The 20,824-nt window shown below is 44.4% G+C and carries 16 protein-coding genes and 1 other RNA gene; 4 read left to right on the top strand and 13 right to left on the bottom strand.

The features are described from left to right. Nucleotides 1-219 precede the first annotated feature (219 nt). The 10 genes from EGI32_RS02020 to EGI32_RS01975 all read right to left on the bottom strand — a co-directional run bounded on the left by EGI32_RS02020 (nt 220) and on the right by EGI32_RS01975 (nt 13,626). Entirely contained in the window at nt 220-1,128 is a 909-nt protein-coding gene (locus EGI32_RS02020) for a pirin family protein (protein ID WP_255153689.1), read from the bottom strand. Nucleotides 1,129-1,270: 142 nt separating this feature from the next. Then, the gene (locus EGI32_RS02015; protein ID WP_255153688.1) at nt 1,271-2,527 is read right to left on the bottom strand and encodes a DUF4476 domain-containing protein; all 1,257 of its coding nucleotides are present in this window, start codon (nt 2,525-2,527) and stop codon (nt 1,271-1,273) included. Nucleotides 2,528-2,733: 206 nt separating this feature from the next. After that, nucleotides 2,734-5,934, bottom strand: a complete 3,201-nt coding sequence (locus EGI32_RS02010; RefSeq protein ID WP_255153687.1) for a chemotaxis protein CheB — start codon at nt 5,932-5,934, stop codon at nt 2,734-2,736. A 527-nt stretch (nt 5,935-6,461) separates the two neighbouring features. Beyond that, nucleotides 6,462-6,833: a transfer-messenger RNA gene (gene ssrA, locus EGI32_RS02005) on the bottom strand. Nucleotides 6,834-6,892: 59 nt separating this feature from the next. Further along, a complete protein-coding gene (locus EGI32_RS02000; RefSeq protein WP_255153686.1) occupies nt 6,893-7,381 on the bottom strand; it encodes a GNAT family N-acetyltransferase in 489 nt (162 codons plus the stop codon). A 153-nt stretch (nt 7,382-7,534) separates the two neighbouring features. Continuing rightward, entirely contained in the window at nt 7,535-8,356 is an 822-nt protein-coding gene (locus tag EGI32_RS01995; RefSeq protein ID WP_255153685.1) for an alpha/beta fold hydrolase, read from the bottom strand. 85 nt (nt 8,357-8,441) lie between these two features. After that, nucleotides 8,442-9,161 (bottom strand): YoaK family protein, encoded by a 720-nt coding sequence (locus EGI32_RS01990; protein WP_255153684.1) that lies wholly within the window; start codon nt 9,159-9,161, stop codon nt 8,442-8,444. A gap of 11 nt (nt 9,162-9,172) precedes the next feature. Next, entirely contained in the window at nt 9,173-10,210 is a 1,038-nt protein-coding gene (locus EGI32_RS01985; protein WP_255153683.1) for a cupin domain-containing protein, read from the bottom strand. A 417-nt stretch (nt 10,211-10,627) separates the two neighbouring features. After that, nucleotides 10,628-12,829 (bottom strand): hybrid sensor histidine kinase/response regulator, encoded by a 2,202-nt coding sequence (locus tag EGI32_RS01980; RefSeq protein ID WP_255153682.1) that lies wholly within the window; start codon nt 12,827-12,829, stop codon nt 10,628-10,630. 101 nt (nt 12,830-12,930) lie between these two features. After that, complete coding sequence (locus EGI32_RS01975; protein WP_255153681.1) at nt 12,931-13,626, bottom strand: LytTR family DNA-binding domain-containing protein; 696 nt, start codon at nt 13,624-13,626, stop codon at nt 12,931-12,933. 470 nt (nt 13,627-14,096) lie between these two features. Here EGI32_RS01975 and EGI32_RS01970 point away from each other — a divergent pair, with 470 nt between their 5' ends. Together EGI32_RS01970 and EGI32_RS01965 are read left to right on the top strand one after the other, a co-directional pair. Next, the gene (locus EGI32_RS01970) at nt 14,097-14,573 is read left to right on the top strand and encodes a Dps family protein (protein ID WP_255153680.1); all 477 of its coding nucleotides are present in this window, start codon (nt 14,097-14,099) and stop codon (nt 14,571-14,573) included. 159 nt (nt 14,574-14,732) lie between these two features. After that, nucleotides 14,733-15,269, top strand: coding sequence for a hypothetical protein (locus EGI32_RS01965; RefSeq protein ID WP_255153679.1), 537 nt, complete (start codon nt 14,733-14,735; stop codon nt 15,267-15,269). 166 nt (nt 15,270-15,435) lie between these two features. On the opposite strand, the gene EGI32_RS01960 is transcribed toward EGI32_RS01965, so the two are convergent. Then, entirely contained in the window at nt 15,436-16,287 is an 852-nt protein-coding gene (locus EGI32_RS01960; protein WP_255153678.1) for a prolyl oligopeptidase family serine peptidase, read from the bottom strand. A gap of 32 nt (nt 16,288-16,319) precedes the next feature. Further along, on the bottom strand, nt 16,320-16,832 hold the full coding sequence (locus EGI32_RS01955) for a hypothetical protein (RefSeq protein ID WP_255153677.1): 513 nt from the start codon (nt 16,830-16,832) through the stop codon (nt 16,320-16,322). 408 nt (nt 16,833-17,240) lie between these two features. On the opposite strand from EGI32_RS01955, the gene EGI32_RS01950 reads away from it, so the two are divergent. After that, the gene (locus tag EGI32_RS01950) at nt 17,241-18,011 is read left to right on the top strand and encodes a DUF4595 domain-containing protein (RefSeq protein ID WP_255153676.1); all 771 of its coding nucleotides are present in this window, start codon (nt 17,241-17,243) and stop codon (nt 18,009-18,011) included. 79 nt (nt 18,012-18,090) lie between these two features. On the opposite strand, the gene EGI32_RS01945 is transcribed toward EGI32_RS01950, so the two are convergent. After that, a complete protein-coding gene (locus EGI32_RS01945; RefSeq protein ID WP_255153675.1) occupies nt 18,091-18,936 on the bottom strand; it encodes an AraC family transcriptional regulator in 846 nt (281 codons plus the stop codon). A gap of 369 nt (nt 18,937-19,305) precedes the next feature. On the opposite strand from EGI32_RS01945, the gene EGI32_RS01940 reads away from it, so the two are divergent. Then, complete coding sequence (locus EGI32_RS01940; protein WP_255153674.1) at nt 19,306-20,547, top strand: MFS transporter; 1,242 nt, start codon at nt 19,306-19,308, stop codon at nt 20,545-20,547. Nucleotides 20,548-20,824: the final 277 nt, after the last annotated feature.

Raw genomic sequence — 20,824 nt, 5'->3', positions numbered from 1 at the left:
TTAGTAGTGCATAATTTGTGAAATATAAACCGGCCCATCAGCGAGTACTGGTGGGTTTTTGATTGACTAACTGTAGATCGGACAGCGTATGACTACAGTCATGAAAAATAATTGTAAGAACGCTAATGCTGACATGAAAAAGCGTATCTGCAAATTTGTGATGGACTGCTTTTAGATGCAACCGCCCATTTTTGTAAGATTGTACTTTACCTTAGGCAATCACGACAATGCCCCCGGAGGTGGCCCGCCTGCAGGTTTTGTACGGTCGTCTGGCAGCGGTACAAATTCATGATTATCGGTTAGAGGCAATAATATCCTGCCTTGTTTCCAGTCTTCTTTCGCCTGTTCGATCCGTTCTTTGCGGCTCGATACAAAATTCCACCAGATGTAACGATCGCCAATATGTTCACCACCCAACATCATCATGGTAGTTTTTTCTTTTGCCAGAAGAATGGGCTCTGCACCTTTGGTAAACACAAGTAGTTTACCGTCGGCATAGGTAACCCCATTTAATTCCAGGCTTCCGCGTACAATATAAATACCTCTTTCACTATGTTCTTTGGGTAAGGTAAAAGTGGCGCCCTGCTCCAGTTCAACATGTAAATAAAACAAGGGCGAGCTTGTTTTTACATCACTTTTTAATCCGTAAGCATCACCTGCTATCAGCCGCATCCATACACCTTTGTCGGTGAAGACGGGTAATTCTTCTGCGGTATAATTTTTAAAAGAAGGATCAGATTCTTCATCCTTTTCGGGAAGTGCCACCCAGGTCTGTATCATCTCCAGTCCACCGGCAGCGAGTACCGAAGGGTCTTCAAAACGTTCGCTGTGAGCGATGCCTTTTCCGGCCGTCATCCAGTTTACTTCACCGGGTTTTATCAACTGCTCTACACCAAGACTGTCCCTGTGCATCACATTTCCATCCAGCAGGTAGCTCACGGTCGATAACCCGATATGCGGGTGCGGCAATACATCCAGGCTGGTGCTGGCCGGCACGCTGATGGGCCCCCCATGATCCATAAATATAAAGGGGCCTACCATTCTTCTCTGGCGAAACGGAAGGATACGTTTAACAGAAAATCCAGGCGATAATATCGCTTCGCGGGAATCTATTACGATGTCTAACATGGGTGATTGTTTAAAGAATAAAGTTACGAAAGTATCGTGAAGGGTTACTACGGCGGCGTCGGTGTCATGAACAGCATCAACACGTGTATAAAAAAAGTCCCCCGGATTTTTTCCGGGGGACTGCACTTACTTTTCAGGACGATTACTTTCCTTTTAAATATTTATTCAATTCCTGTTTGGATGCGTCAAAATCAAACACTTTCGCCACTTTGAAATAATTCCCTTTATCATATGTTTTTGCATAAGCAAACTTGGCAAATTCGAGTTTGCTGTTTTCGAAATCAAACAGTTTACAGATCTCTACTACCTGGTCGGTAGTTACACAATTGGATTCCACGATTGTTTTAGCTGTGCTCAGTTTCGTATTTTCAAAATCGGCATCATCGATGGTACTTTTCGCGGATGCGAAATTTGCCCGGCTCATGGGTTGAGGGCAGCCATAAGGTCCATTGTAGCCTGGCACATATTCAATTACTACCGGAGTGGCGGGAGTAGGAGGGGTAGGCGGAACAGGAGGGAAATTGCCTCCGGAATTTCTGATGCTTTCAATATAGTTGTTGAGTTCCTGCACCATACTGTTGGTGGGAAGCGCCTTAAAAACTTCTTCGTAATTCTGTGGATCAAAAGAACGGGTGTAGCTATACTTGGCCAGTGCCATTTTATCGGCATTCATATACATGGCGTCACATAATTCGTACACCTGGCTGGAGGTAAGACAGTTGGTCTGCGCTATTTTTTCAGCGATGATCTTTCTGCCTGCGGCGGTACCCTGGCTACGTACCCTTTCGAGTTGCTGCCTGAAACTGATGGCGTCCATCGGGTTGCGGCAATAACCACCGCCGTGCATATTTGTAGTAGTAGTACTGGTTTGCACGCTCGTACTGGTAGAAGTAGTGGTTCCGCCCTGCACATTAAAGCTGACATTAGCACTCTGTTCATTTACATTCATACTGATAGAAACACCATCTGCATTGATATTGGGCAAAGGAGTGGTATGATAAACGATCACCTGTTCGGGGGCAAAGTTGGTGGCACTGGGGGTTTCATCAAGATCAATCTCCCCGGCAGTTTTTATTACAAATTCATTTTCCCCGGCATTTTTTTTCTTCTTCGCCTGGATACTCCACGATTTTTCCGTTCCCGGTTCGAGGGATACTTTATCATTGATAACAGCGAGTTTACTGTCGTCAAACCTCACTTTAACATTGTACACCATCGGTGAACTCATGTCTGTGATCTTTACATTGGACATCGGTTCCGCATTTTGCTGGATACCATTAACGATCAAATAAAATTTTTCTTCATTCGGGGTAAAAAAGATCATGTTTGCTTTCTTTTGCGCAAACGAAACGAAGACGATAAAAAAGGCAGCGATCAGGCAGAGTAACTTTCTTTGCATATTTAAGTTTTTGGTTTATTATTTTTCAAATATAAAGGGGGAAATATAATATACCTATTGGATTATTAATGAATTAACAACATTTTCTTTTTTAATTATTTTAAAAACCCGGCCAATACCCGATCGCTTTGATAATTTTTCCGGTATGGGATAAAATGAGTTGACAACTCATGGGAGTTGACTACCCGAATGCACATGGATATGGATTAACTTATTGCCATTAGCCCGTTGGTTTCAACGCTGCTATCGAAGTAAATGCTAAAGGTGCTGCCTTTGCCAATTTCGGTTTTTACGTGAATTGTAGCTTCCGCCGCATCAACAATTTTCTTCACAAGATATAATCCTACTCCCTGTCCTTCGAGGGTGGGGTTTAACCGTTTATACATTCCAAAGATATTTTCAACATCTTCTTCTTTCATTCCTATACCGTTATCGCTGACTGTGAGGAGAAAGCCTTCGTCGGTTTTGGTGGTCGTGATATCAATCACGGGTGATTTTTCGTTAAATTTTATCCCGTTAGAGATCAAATTAAATAAGATGCTCCGCAAACTCTTTTTCGAAAAGAGGATCCGGGTAATATCCAGGTGGCAATTGAGCACGGCATTGCATCCGGTTATTTTATCATTCAGGCTCCATTCTACATCCTGGATCAGTTCTTCTATATCCACCATCTCTGCCGGGAGCATATCACTATCTATTTTAGCGATGGTGGATATTTCTGTGATCAACGACCGGAATTTTTTTACGGAGTTGTTGATGATGGCTAAAAAATTGTTGAGGGCGGGATCTACATCATTCAGTTTATTCATCACATTGATGCTGAGCTCGATATTACTCAACGGCGCTAAAAGGTCATGCGAGGCCGTGTGTACAAAATTATCGAGGTCGCCATTGATCCGGATGAGGCTCTTGTTTTTTTTGCTCAATTCATCCTGCATTGTTTTTAAGGCTGTAATATCGTTGAAGGTAAGGATGGCCCCATCCTTTTTATTGCCTATCTGCTGGATATATGGCATGGTCACCACCTGGTACCAGCTACCGTTGTTGGTTTGGATCTCTTTAGTGATGATGGTACCTTTTGATAACACCAGTTTAATATCATCGATGAGGGTCTCGAATTTTATATTGGTGGAAATATTGCTTAATGGGCGGCCAATATCCGTTGGCAACAAATTGATGAGATTGACTGTTCCCGGAGAAAATTTCATCAGCAACATGTCGTTGTTCACGAAAAGCTGGCCATGAATATTGCTTCGGAAATAATTGTTGAGGTCATCATTCAGCTCCAGTAATTCCTTGTTTTTTAACTGGTATTCCGTATTGATGGTTTGCAATTCTTCATTTACGCTTTGCATCTCTTCATTGGTACTTTGCATTTCTTCATTGGCCGAAAGCAACTCTTCGTTATAAGATTGCATATTATCGTTGGAAGCATCCAGTTGTGCATAAGTATTGTGCAGCCTGTCTTTCAGGTTGTTGAGTTCGTCTTCAAGTATATTGATATATTCATCGAAATGCTTTTTTTCATCATAAGGGGCAGCAATGGTTTGCAATGTAGCTTCATCAGCTGAATGATTGAACACCACCAGGAATATCCTGGATGAACCATGCTGGATATTCAATGGATACACCGAAAGATCTATTCTTTTTCCACCATTTTCCTTAAGAGGAACACCGTTAACAATAACTCTTTCATTGTTCTTCCTGGCGCTGATGATGCTGGTGTTGAATACAGCCATTAACGGTATAGGAAGTAATTCTACAATGTTGGAGGTGAAATTCTTTTGCAACAGGAACCGGGTGGTATCGCCATATGTTCTCAATACCGTATTGTTTTCATCGATACAAACTGCCAGGTAATCGAGGTCAGCAATTAATGTTTTATTGACGGCTTCGGTGAGGGAGTTAAAGATGTGCTGGTTACTTTCCGGCTTCGCTGCCGCACGCTGCGCCTCTCTTACATCCGCCATCTGTGGCAGGGCAAAACCATCAAAGTAAACAGATCTTTTTGTTTGAAGGCTCTTAAATATCTTGAACTTTTTATTGACCGTTTCCAGGTGTTGAGCAATAGTTCCCGGATTTTCACTGCTGCCTAAAAACAGGTATCCGTCCGTTTTTAACCCGAACAACAGCATCAGGTAAATTTTCTTTTGGAGGTCAACGGACATGTAGATCAGCAGGTTGCGGCAACTGATCATGTTCATGTTGCAGTAAGGAGGATTTTTTACCAGGTCGTGCTGTGCAAAGATCAGCATTTTCCGGATCTCGTGTTTTACCCGGTATTGGTTACCTTCTTTGGTAAAATATTTATCAAGGCGCTCGGCACTGATATCCTTTACAACGGCTGAGCTGTACAGCCCTTTGCCGGCTACCGCGAGTGCGTTGTTATCGATATCGGTTGCAAATATTTTTACGACAACATCTTTGTGCCCATCCTTCAACAACTCATGAATGATGATGGCGAATGAATAGGCTTCCTCTCCGGTGGCACATCCGGCCACCCACATCTTGAGTTCCTCCCCATCCTGTAGCTTTGCCAATATTTTGGGCACACAGTTCAATTGTAAAAATTCAAATGATTCCTTATCCCTGAAAAAAGAGGTTACGCTGATCAGGAAGTCCTGCGCCAGCGCTTTTACTTCTTCCGGATCATTTTTCAGCAAAGCAACATAATCTTCGAGGTTGCTGACCTTTTTTTCGGAAGCCCTTCTTTTTATCCTCCTTAAAATCCTGGGCCGTTTGTAACCGCTAAAATCCAGCGGCAACTGTTCCTTTATCAATTCAAGGATATCTTTCAGGTCCTTTTCGTCGGTTGAGCTGCTTATGAATACGGCTTCGTATTGGGCAAGGTATTGCTCTATGGCCCGTGGCATTTGCGAAGGTTCAAGTATCAGGTCGGCAGCACCGGCCGAGATCACGCTTGCCGGCATGCTGCCAAATTCGGCGTTCCGCGGATCGCGGGCTATCACCATGCCACCCTCCGCTTTGATCCGCTGCGCACCCTCCGTACCATCTGAGCCCAACCCGGAAAGTATCACACAAATGGCCTTTTCACCACAGTCGATCGCCAGGGAGGTAAAGAAAGTATTGATAGTGAGGTGGGGCCCTTTCACTTGTTCTTTTTCTGTTAGTATGAACCTTCCGTTCACAATCGTCATAAATTTATCGTGGGGTATCAGGTACACTTCATTGGTGAGTACCAGCATATCATCTTCCGCTTCTTTTACCAATAATTTACTGTGCTTCGCGAGTAACTCTACCATCCTGCTTTTAAATACCGGCGACAAATGCTGGATGATGACATACGACACTCCATCCATTGGTGTATGATCGAAAAATTCATTGATCTCTTCCATGCCGCCGGCAGAAGCGCCAATGGCTATGATGTGGTGGGGAACGGAGTGCATAATTGCTTATTTATAGTGAACGATAGGGGGTAAGGGAAATCAGGTGAATTGAAGACTATATTCAAGCTACACCATTTAATCGAGGGTGTATGATTTATTTATAAAGATTCCGGCCTTTTTTCTACATGAGCAAATAATACCCCGAAGTATTCCCCAATGTTCATCTGCTATGCGATCCTTGCAGGCTTTACCTTAAACAAATGGGATACCAAAGTGTCTGAGGGCATGTCGAATGTGGACTTAATTTAATTCCGTTAATGACGCGAATACAGATGATATATTGGCAAAACCATTTGCACCCGAAGAATTATATCAACAGTTGTGCAGGCTCTTCTTATAAATGGAAATAAGCAGATGAGTATATAAGTGACTTTGCCAGGGTTTGTTTACATATTCAGGCTTCTGCTACCTTCACCCAATTACTAATAAATTTTGAGCTTATATGTATGTTGGCAAGTACCAAAAACAAAAATGCCGCTCCCGAAATTATTGTCGGGACCGGCATTAGCATAATCTGGTAAGTGAAAAAGTGGAGCTGCAGGGAATCGAACCCTGGTCCAAACATATTCGCCACAAGCTTTCTACATGTTTATTTAGTTATTAATTGTCGGGATAAAGCAGGGACCTAACCAACCAACTATATCCTTAGAAGAATGTTCTTAATCAACCGTCACATCATTCGGTTGAAGCAGCCCGTTTTTGTTTTGAGTCGGCGGCGGAGCATGGTAACAGGCGAACCTGCCCGGCGGCCCTAATGGATGCTAATCTATCGATTAAGCAGCCATGGCATACTGAGTATTGCCATATAAAGTTTGAATATTCAGATTTAAGTGCTAATTATCCAACGCACTACATGCTTACACTTGCAAAGATCTATGCTGTCAAAACCGGTCAGCCCCGGGTAATGGGCAAAATTACGGAATATAAATGAAACAACGTTTGCCTTCGGGAGTTGAAATTACAAATCCAGTTCCATCTGGATATTACAACGTTTATACGGTGTAGGATGCCCCACGATCTTTTTAAACCCCAGTTTGTAATACAGGCTGATAGCGGGTTTTAAAATAGTATTACTTTCCAGGTAGATCTTAGAGGCGCCGAGTTCTTTTGCGGCATTGATCACGGCTTGTCCGAGCAACCACCCGATGCCTTTTCCCTGTACCTTAGGCGAAACCGCCATTTTCGCCAGTTCATAATCATACTTACCGTCATTCATTTTTATCAGGGCGCAAACTCCCGATGGCTCATCATTGTAAAGCGCAACCAATATTTTGCCTCCTTTGCTGAGAATGTATTCTTCCGGGTGATCAAGTGCCTTGTAATCCGTTTCTTCCATTTCAAAATAAGTGGATATCCATTCTTCATTGAGCGAGCGAAAGGCAGACTTGTGTTCCGGCTGATACTCCACGATCCTTACATCGGGATTGCCGTTGATTTCCTGTGACATAAATGATCTTTATCAAAATTAAAATTTTATTGTGCAACTATCGCGATAACAAAGGGTATTATGTAAATATAAAATGGTATCAGTTACCCTGGAATTCTATAAAAAACAAAAGCCATCCGGTTACGGACGGCCTTTGACCTGTTGTGGCGTTTCTCAGGATTTAATGAACTTGAGTATATCGGCATTGATCGTTGCTGCTTCTGTTGCCGGCATGCCATGCGGAAAACCGGGGTAGGAGATGAGTTGGCCGTTCTTCAATAATTTTGCCGCTTTTGGTCCCGAGTTGGCATAAGGAACGATCTGGTCGTCTTCGCCATGCAGTACCAACACCGGCACCTCTACAGCTTTCAGGTCTTCGGTAAGATCCGTTTCCGAAAAAGCTTTGATGCCATCATAATGTGCTTTGATGCTGCCCATCATGGCCTGGCGCCACCAGTTTTTCTTAAGCCCTTCGGATACTTTTGCGCCCTCGCGGTTGAAGCCGTAAAATGCAACAGGAAAATCGTTGAAATATTGCGCCCGCTGTGTGGCAGTGCCTTCGCGTATTTCATCGAATACAGAAAGTGGTACACCATCGGGGTTTGCCGGGGTCTGTAACATCAGCGGAGTAATGGCGCTGATCAATACCGCTTTGGCTACACGGCCCTGCCCGTATTTCGCTACATAACGGATCGCTTCGCCGCCGCCGGTAGAATGCCCGATGTGAATGGCATCTTTGAGGTCGAGGAAGCGGGTGAGTTCGGCAACATCTGCTGCGTAAGTATCAATGTCATGCCCTTCCGAAACCTGCGAAGAGCGTCCATGTCCCCTGCGGTCGTGTGCGATCACGCGGTAACCCTGCGCCAGGAAAAACATCATCTGCGCATCCCAGTCGTCGCCGGATAATGGCCATCCATGATGAAATACAATGGGCTGCCCGGTGCCCCAGTCTTTGTAATAGATTTCTGTGCCGTCTTGTACTTTGATTGTGCTCATTGTTGTAAATTTTAATAGTTAAAAATAAATTTAAGGCCATCCATCATCCATCATCCATCATACATCATCTATCATACATCATAGATCATACATCATCCATGTTTTCAGTGAATAGCAAATGCCAGAGAAAAATGCCGGATAAAAGCAGCAACGCCGGAAACCCCAATGCCCATTCATCCAGTTGATGCATACAAAATGCTGCGCTGAATGCTCCTGCAACAAACCCGCCCCAGATAAGTAACAGGTGCCAGGCGGTAGTTTTGTGCTGTTGTTTTTGTTGCCTGTCTGATGTCATTCCCGCCATGGCCACCTGCCTCGCAAGGCTGTTGAGTGTACCTGTTACAAAATCTGTATTTACTTTTTCTTTGCCTACCGTGGTGAGGATCGTATTCATGAAACCCATTGCCAGGCTGATCATAGCGATGGATACCAGTGGTGGAATGGTAAAGTTGAATGCCAATATCATATCCATCAGCAGCAGCCCTGCAACGATCATGAAAGGTACCGGCCTGATGCCTGGTCTTTGGCGCATTGAAAGGGAGGTGCCCAGAAATATGCCTGTTACAAATGAACCGATGGCTGTTGCGGCCGGTAAAGCCAGGTCTATGTTTTTTTGTGAAAGGTTGAAACCCAGCTGCGTGGTATTCCCGCTCATGAATGAAACATACGTTCTCCATTTGATAAACCCGATGGCATCAATATATCCGGCAATCAATGCCAGAAAAATGGCCATCCTTTCCTGTACGCCTGTTTTCTGCGATACAATAGCCTGGTCATTCAATGCGGAAGGAATTGCCTGGTTCATAATTGCCCGGTTTATTTCTTTGGAAGAATGAATGATTTTTTTGCCGGTAATTTTTCTATCTCACCCTCCGCTAATCCAAAGTTGGTGCTGACCACATCAGCCGGGTTGCCGGATAGCCATTCGCTGAGATCGATCGATTCGTAGCGGCCGCTGTTAAACCCGATCAGCACCCGGCAAACCGTAGTGCCGGTATTTTTGATGTAATGCCCGGCACCCATGGGTACATAACCCACATCGCCTGCATTGAATTCTTCTTTCACTACCGTGGCTTCCGCAAGGAAGACAGACATTTCGGCCTGGCCGGATAGATAATATTGCCACTCGTCCGCATTGGGATGCCAGTGCATTTCACGCATAGCGCCGGGTTGCAGTTCTATTACAGAACCTGTCATGGTAGTGCTGATGGGAAATTCTTTAGCCGATACCAATCGCTGCGTGCCGCCGCCGGGAACCACCTTGGGTTGTTGCGCATGCAAAGGATAGCGATGAGGAGTGGTGAGTTCGATCTCCGGCCTCGGTGTGGCCACAAAGGAAGATTCATCCGGTACTACGCCTGCGGCGAAATAGGCCTCTTTTTTCGGCAATGCCGCTACTTCTTCCAACGACAGGCCAAGGTTTTGGGCTACAATTTCCGGGGGCATCGAAGCCACAAAATCGGTAACGCTGAAAGTATGGTCTTCCGAAAAATTTCCATTGTCGAAGATCAGGATGAAGTGGCATTCGGTGGTGCCGGTGGCCTGTATCGAGTGGCCATATCCCTTTGGAAAATACCATACATCCCCTTCGGAGAAATTGTCGACATAGCTGCTGCCATCCGGATGTATGATGGTAGTGCGTACGGTGCCACTCACCACATAAGCCCACTCGGCTGCGTTGGCGTGCCAGTGCAGTTCCCGCATGCTGCCGGGTTGTAATCTCATGGATACCCCGGCAATGCCTGCCGACGCCGGGAAATCGTTTACAGAAGCCCCCCTGGTAGTGCCGCCATCGGAAGTACGTGGGGTTTTCTTTTCCAATTCGTATTTGAAACTGAGTGGCTGATTGTTCATGATAGAAGTTTTGTGATGAAGAAAAGTGTTGCCTGCTTTCTGTTATAAAAATACTCTGGCAATACAGGGCTTGGAAGCAATATTCGTCCAACAGGCAATTATGGTCGTTGGAATGTTCAATCTGCAGGGTGGTAGTGGATAATAAGTACCTCGGTAATTTGAAAGTTTCAAAATCTGAATATTCTTGAATTCATAGTTCCTTTCGCGAAGAATATCATTGTTTGCAGAGACGCCTCAGCCGGTGGGGTTTTGCCGTAGGCAAAATTGGAATGAATCGCGAAGCGGTATTTGTTCCAAACCAGCGTTTGCAGTCCTGCACAGTACTGTGGGGAGCGCAAACGCCCGGCCCAACGGCCGTGGAGTATAAAGAGTTTAAACTGAAAAAAAATTCGTAAAATAAAATAAAGTGTGGGATTATTACAACCCCTCAAAAAAATGCTGCGCTTCTGGCAACGCATTTGCACAAATATTCTTCAATGCTGCAATACCTGCTGCAGCTGCATTTACATCCGCCGCCTGCTCAATAGAGTCGAGTACAGGCTGCAATATTTCTGTAAGCCCCATGATCGAAACAGTCGTTTTCAGGTCATGCGCCTCCGCACGTAAAGCCGCGATATCACCCGATGATACGGCATTGCCTATCTTGTCAAGCGATGCGGGAACAAGCCGCAAAAACTGCTCCGTCACTTTTTGCTCATATACAATATTGCCTTTGCTGATGTCTTTGAGGTAACCGGTATGGATGAATTGGTAACCTGCATTTTCTATATTTTCGGAAAAAACGAGTGGCTTTTTTTCTTTACCCGTAAATTTTAAAATGGCATTATACAGCTGATGCTCAATGATAGGTTTTGGGAGGTAATCATTCATACCGAAGCTCAGGCATTTCTCTTTTTCTCCCGCGAGCGCATGTGCGGTCATTGCTACTATGGGAACATCGGAGCCCATTTCCTGGCGGATAAAACGCGTAGCCGCATAACCATCCATTTCAGGCATCTGTATATCCATCAATACCAGGTCTATCGGTTGCTGGCGCAACAATGCGATCGCGGTGGCCGCATTGCCTACTACTTCATGCTGAAAACCCCAGTTGCCCAGCAGGTGCGTCATCAGGCTTTGATTCATTTCATTGTCGTCTACCACCAGCAATTTTACGGAGGAGGCTGAAATGTTTTTGTAGCGGTCATCTTCCGTAACCGCTACTTCGTTCAACTGTTCAGGGGAGATCAGGTACGGAATGAAAAGTGTAAAAGTAGTGCCCGTGCCGGGTTCGCTTTCTACCGAAATTCCTCCGTGCTGTATGTCGAGAAGGTCTTTTACGATGGATAAACCCAGTCCGGTACCACCGTAATTTCGTGTTGTGGAATCTTCTGCCTGGTGAAAACGATCGAACACTTCCGTTAATTTTTCCTTCGGAATTCCGATGCCCGTATCAGTGATACGGATACCTAAATCTATATTCTGTTCAATTTTATTTTTTACATACACATCAATGTAAATGCTGCCGGCAGCAGTAAACTTGATGGCATTTCCGATAAGATTTACCAGTACCTGGGTAAGCCTCGTGGCATCGCCTATCAATGTATCGGGAACATCCGGGTCGATCGTAAGCTGTAATGCCAACGCCTTTTCCCTGGCCCGCTCGTGAAACAAAGTGCGGATGGAATCGAATAGCCCACGCACACTGAACCGGGTATGTTCAATCCGCATCATGCCTGCCTCGATCTTCGAGAGATCCAGAATATCGTTAATGATGGCGAGCAGGTTTTCGCCTGCCTTTTGTATGGATGAAACAAATTTTCCTGAGTCGGCATCCAGTTTTTTCTGCGAAAGAAGATTCGTGAAACCCAGGATAGAATTGAGCGGTGTGCGTATTTCGTGGCTCATGTTTGCCATGAAATTTTCCTTTACGGCGGCCGATTCGCGGGCTTTTTTCTCTGAAATATCAAGCTGTTGTATCAGGCTGTTTTGCTGGCGTATCCTGCTGATGATAAACCAGAGCCAGCCGCTGCCGAGCAGCACTATCAGGCCTATCATGGCGCCGTTCCACAGTTTGGCCCGCCGGGCATCCCGTTCTACAGAAGTGGTCAGTTGCTGCATTACGAGTTGCCGGTTATCATTGATCTTTTTGGTAAGCTGGCTGATCTCATTCGAAATGATCCTTGCCCCGGGGTTAGAGATCATGATCGTGTTATCCATTTTGCCGGTGCTGGTATATTCCGTCACCAGCTGATCTTTGGTATCCTTTTTTTTATCGATCAGCACACCGAGGCGCTTGATGTAGCCGATGTTTTTTTGATCCGGGCTTAACGTTATCAATGTATCCAGGTAATTCTGCACTTCTTCCACTTTGTCGTCCACACCTTCCAGGTGCGATATGTCATCCGTGGCAATCGCGGCCCTGATGCGGCTTTCCACCCATATGATGTCCCGTTCCACTTCGCGGAGATGGTTGCTGGTGCGCAGCTCTTTCAGCAAGCGGCTGTTGCCGTTGATCAACCTGTTTACATTGGAAGAAGAATTGTATTGTACAAAAACGAGCGATAAAGTGCCTGTTACAAAAAGTACAACTATCATTGAAATAAACTGCCTGGTGCTCATCTTGTCAAAATTGATCATAGCAAAAGAAGTAATTTCAGTTAAAAAAATAGTTGCCGCGATATTGTTCGCCGGAATGGCTTTTCAGGACGGTGAATGCCGGATATCTGTCGTTGGGAAAGCTATAGTACGTTCATTTTCCGGTTCAGCGCTTTTCGGTACGAATCGGCTACGGGTAAAGGTTTTCGCCCGATCACCACGGCGCCATCCTGCAGCGTATCTATCTTATTCAATGCCACGATGAATGAGCGGTGGATGCGCAGGAACTTATCCGATGGCAATCGCTCCTCCACAGATTTCAGCGTGTTGTGAATGGCGTACATTTTTTCGGTGGTATATAATTTTACGTAATCGCCAAGGGCTTCCGCATATAGGATATCATTCATGCTGAGCCTGCGGATCACGTTTGAATCGCGGATGAAAATAAATTCTTCACCCGTCGACTTCACTTCCTCCTGCTGGCTGTTGAGGATGTCGCGGGCTTTGTTGACGGCTTGCAGGAACCTTGCCGGGGTAACAGGTTTCAACAGGTAGTCCGCCACATTGAGTTCAAATGCTTCCAGGGCATATTCCTTATTGGAAGTAGTGAAAATGATCACAGGGCAGCAGTCGCCCAGGTTGCGTGTGAGTTCAAGCCCCGTCATGCCAGGCATTTCGATGTCCAGGAAAAAGAGGTCTACAGGATCTTTCTGGATGAAATTATAGGCTTCCATCGCATTGCTGCATTCGGCGCTCACGGTAAGGTCGTCCACCTGGCTGACCAGTTGCGCCAGCATCGTCCTGGCTATTTCGTTATCATCGATGATGAGGCATTTCATAAAAAGTGTTTTGATGGACGCAAGATAAACAGAATGCCACAGTTGTAAATGTATCCCCGTGACAATTATTTAACAACAGTTTTTTATTTAAGCCTGGTCTTTCACAACAGCTCATTACGATCCGGGTAGATTTCTAAAATGTTTATCCCGGTATCATTGAATGAACAGGCCAACGGGGGGTATTTCGTTTTCAAAAGAGGCTGAAATCCGCGGTGGATGCGGAAGGAGCGTATGATGCCCGTAAGAATATAGAACATGCAAAATATTATACAATATACACCGCATCTCCTGATCTCCGTTTCATTCGCCCTTTATTATTTTAGCCCTTGCAAAATTTTGCGGCTACATACTACCGGTTTCAACGATTCAAATTGCCTTTTCAACGAAAACAGTTTGCATTTAGCCTGGGTAAAATATAGCTTTACAGTACAATCATTCAAAAAAATTAATCATTTTAAAAACTAAACAACATGAAAACGAATATCGGGATCAGCGAAGAAAACAGGAGCCAGGTGGCAGCTCAATTGGGAAAACTCCTGGCGGATGAATTTGTATTGTACACCAAAACCCGCAATGCGCATTGGAATGTGGAAGGGCCGGATTTTCATAGCATGCACATTTTTTTTGAAGGGCAGTACGAACAGCTCGACGAACTGATGGATAGTGTTGCGGAACGCATCCGCATGATCGGCCATTATGCACCGGCCACACTTGCACAATTGCTTCAGCTCACGCATTTGTCGGAGTACAGCGAACGCAAAAACGACAGCATGGGTTTCCTCAAAGAATTACTGGAAGATCACGAAAGTGTGATTGAATTCATCCGCGGCAATATCAACGCATTTGCCAACGACTATGGGGATCTGGGCACCAGCGATTTCATTACAGGGTTGCTGGAAAAACACGAACAGATGGCGTGGTTCTTAAGATCGCATTTCAGGGGGTGAGATAGTGAATAGTGAATAGTGAATAGTGAATAGTGAATAGTGAATGGTGAATGGTGAATGGTGAATAGTGAATGGTAAATAGTCAAATCTTTGGGGTATTTACTGAATAGAAATATTATTAAGATTACCTTTCCATTCGTAATTTTTAAAAAGTTGGCAATGAAAACAATCCTCCTTCTTTTCACTTTGTTATTGAAGTTTCCGGCGGTATTTGCTCAACAGGCCGTCAGCGAAGTGGTGTTGGCAAAAAAGATCAATGATGTGGTGAGTGGTACGGCCAAAACTGAAGCGTATTTTTTTATTGGGGAATCCACCCGCGAATTTAAAGCTTCCATTGTGCTGAACCCTTTGATACCGGGCGGTAGTATGGATGATGCACCAGAATTGAAGCTGGTTCTGAAAGGCACTTTTCCTTTGGAAAAAATAGATTTTATGACTACGGCAGACAATGGGAAAATGTCGAAGATGTTGTTGACGGCCCAACTGAATGAAGTGTCCAAAGAGATGGAATTACCGTTTACTTTGTTTATTTCGACCGATGCGCCTTTTGCGGCGAATGGGAATGACAATATTTATCAGCCACGGCTAAATGCAGAACTGATCATCGATCCGAAAGATTTTGGATTGGCCACGGCTCCCTATAATGTACAGGGAGTGATATTGATCGGGATTAAAAATGCTGTGCTGAATAAATAAGCTTTGAATGCACGTTGGTCTTAAAAGGTTAGAAATGCAGTTTATACAGGCGAATTATTGTATAAACTGCATTTTTATTTCGCGTGCGCAAAATAAAAATGCGCAATCCTTTTGTCTTTTTAAAATCTGTGTTTTTTATTCGTGCCCCATTTTGCTTTATCAGGCTTCATTTTCCATATTTCCACACCCAATCCACCATTTCCCCATAGATCAGTTTTCTTCCTTCCGGGGTATTGAATCCTACATCATGGCCTGCGCCCGGCATCGATACGAGTTTGTGTGTAAAATTCTTTTGCTTCAGCACCGCTTCCAGCTTGAGTGCCTGTGAGTAAGGTACCAGCTGATCGGCAGTACCGTGAAAAAATAAAGCCGGGATATTTTTTACATGGCTCACCGGGCTTGCAGCAATATATTGCGCAGGCAGCGGTCTCCCTTTTGTATAAACAGCCCCGGTCATTTTACCGATCGCCGAAAGCACGTTCGCATCGGCCTGCGCATAATGATTGAGCATGGCGGTGTCTGAAAAATCAGTAGGGGAGCATTCTGCAATGACAGTGCTGATCTTATTGGAAGTGGTATAGGCATACAGGAGCGCCAGATGGGCCCCGGCACTTTCGCCATTCATGACGAAATTCGTTCTGCGGGTATTCCATTCCGAAGAGTAGCGTCTGCAAAAGCTGATAACAGTATCTATATCCTTCAGTAATTCCTGGTAGTGGGTGCGGTCGTTGTCGGCATACCGGTAATTGATATTTACAGAAGCGATGCCATGCGCCAGCAGGCTATCCTGCGTTCTGCCGCCCCAAACCTTATCGCCCAATGTCCAGGCACCGCCGTGTAATATGATCACGAAAGGCGTTTTGGACGTCCTGCCTGCAGGCAATGCCACATCCATTTTGCTGCTGGGGAACGATCCGTAGGCCACATCGTTGAGCCTGAGTTGTGTGAGTGTGCTGGCAGTATTTTTTGTGTTGCTGCATGCGGCCAGCAATGCCAGTAAAATGATGCCGTATCTCATGCCATAAATATAAGAATATTTAGTTGCAGCTATCAGGGTCTTTTAAATTCCCTGCGGTAATAATTATATTCCGCCTGTTTGTGCTCTACCCGCAATGTCACTTTCGAATATTGGTTCCAGAGGCAATCGATCAGCAGATCTCTTCCCAATATACCTGATACGAGGGCGATATCGTTGGCGCTATAAAACAATTCAAAATTGAAGTATTCCATTATTTTGCCGATCTCCTGTTGGTTCAGCGTAGCTGCAAAATCCGTGAGGCGGTACCGGGGCGATTCGATGATGTTTTTCGAATATCTTTTATAATCGGGCGCATTGATCCACACCATTCCCTGCCAGAGGTCAAAGTCATAGCGGTTATTGAGTTCTTCTATTTCCTTGTGGGTAAGTTCCCTGTTGCTGATGCAGGCCATCAGCTTCTCTTTGGCGGCATCATGAAAATCTCCCTGGTCTGAAAAACTTTCTTTGAGGTATTCAGGTCCCAGGCAGACAAACCTCTCTTTGAAAGCCGATAATAGGGTTGCTGATTTCTTTTTCCAGAACATAAGTTAGAATTAGAATGCAATATTAGTTATACTGAAATTTCCGTCCTACAGGGTTTTTCCTGTTTTTTAATAGGGAAATCGCAGATTATAAGGGATTGGTGTGATTGCACAGATTTCTTTTAAAATGTTTCGGTAGTTTTATAAGAAATCCAGTATATGTAATTGTTTCTATTAGCATAAACTGCATTTCCGTTTTCACGCAGTGAAAACAATCTGCGCAATCCCCTTCATCCATTTGTAATCTGCGATATATCTTCTCTTTATTATAAGGATGCTATTTCCGTTAAATCATTCAGGTCAGCCGTTGGGATAGCAATGCTTTCTCATTCCGGTAACGCGTTTTATCATTGCATCCGAATTGAGGATACCAACAAAACATCCTCGTTGATCCACTTAAAAAATAACAAAATGAAATCTGTATTTTTCAGCGCCCTGGCGCTTACGGGCATCTTATTGTCTTCCTGTAACAAAGAGGTTGTTGCTCCAACACCTGTTCCCGCAAATGCGAAAAAGCACCTTGTACAGCAGGCGTTCAGCGGGTATTATACCGACACAGTAAATTATGAATATGATGTTCAGGGGCGTGTTATCAAAGCTGGTTACCCTGAAGATGTTTATACATTAGTATACAATGGCAACTCGATATCTGTAAAAGACTTCAGGCCATTGGAAAACAGGCTGGTGCTGGATGCGACAGCAACCCTGGATGCAAACAAACGTGTGGTGAAACTTAATGGGAATGCGGCTTACGTAGCGAACTCGCCCTATACAACCGAATACGTTTATACATATGGCCAGGCAGGTGAACTACTATCTGTTACGGATACACGAAGCAATGGAAATGTGATAAAAAAAGTGTATACCTGGACAAATGGCGACATCACCCGCTTTGATGTATGGATCAATGGCGTGTTGAAATACTATATAACTTACGAATACTTCAACCTCGAGGATATCACAGGAATTGATCTGTATAGGTTTGAATGTGCTGTCACAGATATCATCGGGGTAAATTCCAAACACCTGGTAAAGAAATCGACAACAAGTTATGCAGACAGCACTCCTTCTTTTTCTGTTGATTTTATGTATACACTCGATTCACAAGGTTATCCTGTAAAGCTGGAGTCAAAAAATTCTTTCGGCGATGTATCAAAAGTGGTATATAAGTACGACAAATAATTAAAAAATAGTTGTCAGGCTGAATGGAGTCAGTTCAACATTTAACCGTCGCTGAGATATGCGGCGGCTTTTTTATGATCTAAACAGCTTCCCTCATTTCCTTCCTGTATGCCTTCGGGCTTTGCCCGCTTTGTTTGCGAAAGAATTTATTGAAATGGCTTTCATCAGTAAAACCGAATTCACCCGCGATCTCGTTCAGGCGTTTGTCGCTGAACTGCAGCCTGTGCTCGATCATCTTAGTTTTATAATTGGTGATGTACTGCTGCAAAGTCTCATTTGCATGGCGTTTGAAATAGCGTCCGATATATGCCTCTGAAACCGCGAAGTTGCTGCTGATGCTGGATGCTTTCAATTTTTCGGGATAATAAATATTCTGCTGGATGTATTGCAGAATATCCATCGCTTTTTCTTCAGTACCCATATTCACCTGCTCCGGAAGATAACGGGCTATGTTGCGTGCCACGATGATGATCAGTGTATTCACCATTTGCTGCACCAACTCCCGGTTGTACAGATCTTTGTTTTCAAATTCATGCCGGATGGCTTCCACAGTGGATCCCACAAAAGGTTTGTCGCTATGGTTTTTTAATATGCAACCAGGGCGGTGATTGGCATTGTGCAAAATGAATTCGAGCCGCTGGATATTATCGGAAAGCAGGCTGCTGTTCTTTAGATAGATATCGGTAAAACGAAGAAAGAAAAATTCCGTCGTTGTTTCAATCTCAAACGAATGGGAATCTTCCGGTGTGATAAGGAACATATGCCCGGCACGGTAATGAAAAGTATTATCATTGATGGATTGAGTGCCGGTGCCCGAGATCACATACACCAGTTCAAAAAAATTATGCCCGTGCCCGGGCCTGGGGCAATCATCTGCCGTCACAAACTTTATAGAGAACGGTTCGTAAATATTTTCCTTTTGCATGGGGTAAAAATACCAATTTATATCATAATTGTACCAATTTGTTTGTCATTAATGGTATAATTTTGTTTTTCTGTTTTAAGATAATTAATATGAAAGCAATCATTCCGGAAACATTCGGTGGGATAGAAAATCTCGTTATAAAGGTGTCGAGGGTAAGGGGGAATGGGGAAGTAGTTCCTGACATGTTGAATGTTGTTAGCACGGGGAATAGTCAAATCCCGCTATTCCAATAGCGACGGTAGTTTAATCCCGGCATCTAACCAACACGCCTCAACGGGTGAAAATGCCCGTTCATCTAATTATTGAACAGGGTACGCGTATAATTCGTGTAATTCGTATTTCAAATTATATATCTAAAGAATCAAGGATATGGACATAGCAACACAGGGGCCTATAAAAAGGATCAAACAAAATAACCAGGGCATCGCCACCTTCTTATCATTGGCACTGATACCGTTATCAGGTTTTGCGATTGATATTTATATTCCTTCATTACCTTCTATGGGGGTAGGTTTGCACGCAGGCAGCATACAGGTGCAAATGACGATCACGATATTTCTCATCAGTTATGGCCTCTCGCAATTATTTGTCGGCAGCCTGCTCGATAGTTACGGAAGGTATAAGATCGGCCTCGGCGGACTGGTGGTTTTTGCCTTGGCGAGCATCATCATCGGCATGACGCATAATATCTACCTGATCTACGCCATGCGGGCAGTGCACGGCATTACGGTAGCATTGATAGTGGTTTCCAAACGGGCGTATTTCGTGGATGTATTTACCGGCGATAAATTGAAATATTACCTCAGCATATTCACCATCATCTGGTCTACCGGGCCCATACTGGCGCCGTTCCTGGGCGGTTACCTGCAGGATGTATTTGGTTGGCAATCTAATTTTTATTTCCTGGCAGTTTATGCGGTAGTGATACTGGTACTGGAGATCATTTTCGGTGGGGAAACATTGAAAGAGATCAAAGGTTTTGATCTGGGCCGCATTATAAAAGTATATGCCAAAATGATCCGCACGGCACATTTCACGCTGGGGCTGGTGATCCTCGGTTTTGCATACTCCATGGTGATGGTGTATAATATGACCGGCCCATTCATCATCGAGCACGAATTTCATCTTACACCGGTAGTTGCCGGGTATTGTTCACTCATACTCGGTCTTGCATGGATGACTGGTGGGTTTATTGGTAAAGCCACGATTAACAGGCCTTTCTTCAAAAAACTTTCGGTGAATATAATCCTGCAGATATTTTTTGTCGTGCTCATGTTGCTCAGTGTGGGCTTTGTGAGCAATCTTTTCACACTGGTGCTGTTCGCATTTTTAATTCATGTAACGGCGGGTTACACTTACAATAATTATTTCACTTTCAGCATGCGCCAGTTTCCTGAAAACGCGGCCATAGCCGGTGGCCTGGCGGGAGGTATAGTGTATGTGATCGTTTCTATACTGAGTTATGCAGTAGTGTTTACCATTCCCGCCAAAGACGAGCGCAACCTGGGTTTAAGCTACGCGTTACTGATCGGCTTGTCCGCGGTTGTGATGTATGCGGTGGTAAGGTTAAACAGGAAAAGAACTAAGGCGGGACAGCAAGTGATCTTATGATCCCAGAGTTGCACCTGATATGATCTTTGTATTTTTTTGTGGAGAAATAGTGACCAGCTGACTGGCAGTAGCAAGGGAAGGAGTTGGCAGGGAATACTGTTGCCGGCCTGTCGAGGAAAAATTTACCGCCAGGCAAAAAAGTACCAATGATAAATGACCGGGTTTTTATGTTCTTGGTTGATACTATCCAAATAATATTGAAACATGCCGATTCCCCAATCAGGCATCTTTTTCCCCATTCATCTTTACCTTGCCCGCGGGATACAAAGCTTTACTA

Origin of the sequence: Ferruginibacter sp. HRS2-29 (genome assembly GCF_024343615.1) — a bacterium.
GTDB lineage: Bacteria > Bacteroidota > Bacteroidia > Chitinophagales > Chitinophagaceae > Ferruginibacter.
This window is presented reverse-complemented; position numbering and strand designations above follow the sequence as displayed.